Genomic DNA, 4,212 nt, shown 5'->3' with positions numbered 1-4,212 from the left:
GCTATGGCTTCACCGATGGCGAGGAACATCCGCTGATCGGCACGGCGATATACTTTCACCTGACGAAAGGCCGCGCCCAAAAGACCGAGGAACAGGCTATGGATAACCTGTGGCTGGAATTGCCGTGGTGGTTTATATGAATAGGCAGAGAGATTGTATTAAATTGAGTGAATTACGATAGAGAACAAAAGCTAATCTTCCCTTGTTCGACGCTCTTTAATAATCTTATAAATTGGAAACCAATAGACAATAACGATGATAAGGCATGTGATTGCTAACGCACTATAGATGAAAGATTTCATAAGCACAGCCATAATCATAAAGATGAAAAAAAAGAATATCCACGCCGACTGTGCTGATTTATACAAAGCTAGTTTATCTTCAAGGGTAGTATATAATTCAAATGGCTTTCCATCATTCTTTTTTTCGACAATCAATAATTCTTTGTTAAGTGTCGTCTTAGGCGTTGATAGCTTTCCACCTGATTCAGCCCACGGACGAAATTGTACTTTGGCAAGAGAGTAGTTTAGATTAATGTTCTTGAAAAAAACAACGTATCCTAAGCTTTGAAGAAATTCAACATACTTGTCTGAGCTTTCACGACTCCTGTGACCAATATAATCAATCTTATATTGATATTCCCCCGGAGTGCATGTTTCAAACTCATAGATAGCCCGTGATGTATTTATTAAGTGATACCCTTGTTGGGACATTCTATTAAGCCATTTCTCTTGTAAGGATAATAGACAACCAAAAAAACGTACCTTTTTGTAGCGCATATTAAATCTCCTTTGAAATCCTTTCCGCTAAGTCGATTAATTGATGAAGTCGATCTATTTCGGTTTGGACAGCCTCCTTTCCAGAAGGTGTTATTAAATATACTTTTTTTCTGCTTGTACTTTCAGTGCTTTGTAATTTAATCCATCCTTTTTGTTCTAACGAGGATAGAGCACCATATAATGTCCCTGCTCCTAATAATACCCTTCCGTTTGTTACTTCCTCAACAAATTGAATGATTGCATATCCATGCCTTGGTTCATAAAGGGACAAAAGTATTAAATCTGTAACTTCTGTAAGGGTTCCCCCTTGCACATAGTCTTTCATAGAACCTCCGCTTCGAATATGTGCCCTTTATCCAAATTGATTGTCACATCGGCTAAATACGCATTACCAAGGTGTTCAGTTTCCATGAGAAATCTCCTTTTTTTGTGCGTGAAACTATTCATAGGAAGCAGCTATGCTATGTGGCTTAGTCACTATGAAAGCTCATTTACGATGAGGTTGATGCTTCACGAAACCGTTCGGCATGGAGAATCGTACACATTGATTCGTCCAAGCTAATTATATCGTTAACCGTAATAGTAATCAAGAGTTTATAAAGCGTGTCTTTGAATTTTGTGACATTGAACAGGTTATAGAAAAGCTTTTTGTGAAATATCATGTCAAATATTGTAAGCGTGGGTTACACTTAGTAAGTGATATCTTTAATTAAGGGAAACGGGCCCATCCCATTCATTTGCGCCAAAGTGCAGCACCAGCGTGATAACAGGAGTAATCTTATCTTCTTTGTAGAATCCAGAAAGATACTCGCCACGGCTATGCCCTTTTGCATCTCCATCACTCGCACGATGCTTGGCTGCAATATCAGCCACCTGTTTTCCGTACTGGAGAGCATCATAGATGATGTTGCGGACAGGCATTGCATAATGAATGTCAGTCTGATTTTCGATTCCCAGTAAAATGTACGCAGCCTCATCATCCTGTTTAATGATTGCTGATTTCAGCACATCACGGTATTTCTGAACTGCTTCTTCAGGCTGTTTTCCATCTTCATCCTGCGATCCAAACGGTAATGCAATCTCCGTAGTATCCAGTTCTTGCAGTTGTTTAGGGTCTACAACTGCTTCGCCGCCGTAGATCAAGTAATTAAACGCATCCGCAAACACAGAATTATCTTTCATATAGGCTTTGGTCACGGTATCAGCTAATCCCATTGGCTTACACCTCCTTGTCGTAGTCAACAGTAGCTTTTGTCCGCTATTGTAATTCTATCTTACCATAAACCACTCATCATATCAAGCTGTGCAATTCCCTCAAAATCCTTAAATTTTTACGAACAGTTGTCCATAATATAACATTGTCGTTGATGTTATATCATGGACAACCGCTTGATGCTACTTTCCTGCCGTGCTATACTTATCCTATACAAAATTATCAAGAGGAAGTGCATTATCATGAGCAAAAGACTTGTCGCCTATTTTTCTGCCAGCGGTGTCACCGCAAAAGTTGCCGAAAATCTGGCAGATGCTATCGGTGCAGACGTTTTTGAGATTCAGCCGGAAGTTCCTTATACCAAGGCCGATTTGAACTGGATGGATAAGAAATCCCGTAGCACCATCGAAATGAGCGATCCGACCTCTCGCCCTGCCATCGCCGCTAAACGTGATAACATGGACGAGTATGACACCATCTTTGTCGGCTTCCCTATCTGGTGGTATGTTGCTCCCACCATCATCAATACATTTCTAGAAAGCTACAATCTGAAAGGTAAAACGATTATTCCCTTTGCCACCTCTGGCGGCAGCGGCATGGGTAAGACCAATGAAAAACTTGCGCCGAGTTGCCCCGGTGCAAAGTTGCTGCATGGTAAGGTGTTCAACTCCTATTCCAGCAAAGCCGACTTGTCTGCATGGGTAGAAACGCTGAGCCTGTAACTTTCACATTCCTGCGGAATGAAACGCCCTCATAGCTGAGAAGATTTACGAATCCTCTCAACTATGAGGGCGTTGTTTTTTATTCATGCAGTTCCAAGGGCAGGCCATCCGGGTCAAAGAAAAAGGTCATTTTCTTTTTGGTGTAGCTGTCTAATCGAATCGGTTCACATTCAATTCCCATCTGCGCAAGTTCTTCCACGGTAGCTTCCACATTCTCCACCCGGAACGCCAGATGCCGCAGACCGCAGGCTTCCGGCCTGTTTACACGTTTGGGTGGGTTCGGCTCTGCAAAAATTTCCAGTTCAATCGCATCGGCTCCATCACCGACACACAAATCCAGTTTCCAGTCATTCCGCTCCTTGCGGAAGTTTTCTCTTACAACTGCAAAGCCCAGTTTGTTCACATAAAAATCTTTCGACTTTTCATAGTCAGAAACGATAATCGCCACATGATGAATCGCCGCCAATTTCACTATCTGTACGCCTCCCTATTTTATATGTACCATGCCTGCCGAAGCATTACTGCCGCCAGTTCCAGAAGCACGATCACGCTGCCGACCACCTGCGGTATCATAAAAATCACGAATCCACCGATCAGCATTTGAAGTGCTTCCATCCCCTGTGATTGCTGCATCAGGAACGAAAGCATCGCCGTTACCAATAGCACACTGCCCAGCAGATAGAAAAACCATGCCGAACAGTGATGCAGAAATACCACAAACCATTTTGCCAGCCACACAGCAAGAATCAGCGGCAGGGTTATCATCACCAGCACCAATTTTAACAGCCATCGAATCGCTTTCATAATGTCCTCTTTCCGGCCGTTTTGTTGCCCATATTATAACACACTCTTTGTTGTTACAACATGGACAACTCAGCCTTTTCAAACTTTAACCTGTGTGTAACGCTTTTACAGCATCCTGAATGCTCTGCTCATATTTGAACCGTACCACAATGCGCCCGCCATCATATACAAAGACATTCTCAATGAACGCCGACACCATACTTGCCGTAAGCCGCGTTCCATTCAAAAAGTTTTCTGCCTGCTCTGCCGCTGCGCGCACAGTTCCCGGCACAACGCTCTTGGTGGATTCTTCCACTTTGGATTGTTCAATTTGCTCTTGTACCTCTGAAATTCGTCTATCACACTCCTGCTTTTTCTGCTTGTAAGTATCCAGTAAGAGCGTTCCTGCTGCATATTCCTCATACATCCGCATCTTCTCCCCTTTCAGATTTTTAAGTTCCTGCTCCATCAGAGTTTTGCGGCGGCTTGCCTTTTTGTGGGCTTCCTTCAATCCTTGTTCTTCCTTTTGAATATCTCCATAGAGGACATCAAGCAGGGAGAGTTCCTTTTTAAGTGCTTGAAAAACCGCATTTTCAATGTCACTGACCTGAAAGACTTCGGATGTACATTGAGTTTGCCCCACAAGTTCCAGTCCTTCTCTGCACCAGAATGTTGGAACAGCCTGTTTGAAATTGTGCGCCATCACTCGCCTGCA

The 4,212-nt window shown here is 42.9% G+C and carries 7 protein-coding genes; 1 reads left to right on the top strand and 6 read right to left on the bottom strand.

Annotation, left to right across the window (positions count from 1 at the left end; all coding sequences use genetic code 11):
• Positions 1 to 191: 191 nt before the first annotated feature.
• The 3 genes from WMO44_RS14425 to WMO44_RS14415 all read right to left on the bottom strand — a co-directional run bounded on the left by WMO44_RS14425 (position 192) and on the right by WMO44_RS14415 (position 1,994).
• A complete protein-coding gene (locus WMO44_RS14425) occupies positions 192 to 779 on the bottom strand; it encodes a DUF2812 domain-containing protein (protein WP_097782884.1) in 588 nt (195 codons plus the stop codon).
• Position 780: 1 nt separating this feature from the next.
• The gene (locus WMO44_RS14420) at positions 781 to 1,104 is read right to left on the bottom strand and encodes a PadR family transcriptional regulator (RefSeq protein WP_097782885.1); all 324 of its coding nucleotides are present in this window, start codon (positions 1,102 to 1,104) and stop codon (positions 781 to 783) included.
• A gap of 380 nt (positions 1,105 to 1,484) precedes the next feature.
• Positions 1,485 to 1,994: a hypothetical protein gene (locus WMO44_RS14415; protein ID WP_349152994.1), complete on the bottom strand. Its 510-nt coding sequence runs from the start codon at positions 1,992 to 1,994 to the stop codon at positions 1,485 to 1,487.
• A gap of 240 nt (positions 1,995 to 2,234) precedes the next feature.
• On the opposite strand from WMO44_RS14415, the gene WMO44_RS14410 reads away from it, so the two are divergent.
• On the top strand, positions 2,235 to 2,714 hold the full coding sequence (locus tag WMO44_RS14410) for a flavodoxin (protein WP_349152993.1): 480 nt from the start codon (positions 2,235 to 2,237) through the stop codon (positions 2,712 to 2,714).
• Between the two features lie 79 nt (positions 2,715 to 2,793).
• On the opposite strand, the gene gloA2 is transcribed toward WMO44_RS14410, so the two are convergent.
• The 3 genes from gloA2 to WMO44_RS14395 all read right to left on the bottom strand — a co-directional run.
• Positions 2,794 to 3,186, bottom strand: a complete 393-nt coding sequence (gloA2, locus tag WMO44_RS14405) for an SMU1112c/YaeR family gloxylase I-like metalloprotein (RefSeq protein WP_097792455.1) — start codon at positions 3,184 to 3,186, stop codon at positions 2,794 to 2,796.
• Between the two features lie 20 nt (positions 3,187 to 3,206).
• Positions 3,207 to 3,518: a hypothetical protein gene (locus WMO44_RS14400; RefSeq protein ID WP_349152992.1), complete on the bottom strand. Its 312-nt coding sequence runs from the start codon at positions 3,516 to 3,518 to the stop codon at positions 3,207 to 3,209.
• Positions 3,519 to 3,603: 85 nt separating this feature from the next.
• A partial coding sequence (locus tag WMO44_RS14395; protein WP_349152991.1) for a hypothetical protein occupies positions 3,604 to 4,212 on the bottom strand: 609 nt, incomplete at its 5' end.

It is taken from the genome of Faecalibacterium tardum, assembly GCF_040096515.1.
GTDB classification, from domain to species: domain Bacteria; phylum Bacillota; class Clostridia; order Oscillospirales; family Ruminococcaceae; genus Faecalibacterium; species Faecalibacterium tardum.
This window is presented reverse-complemented; position numbering and strand designations above follow the sequence as displayed.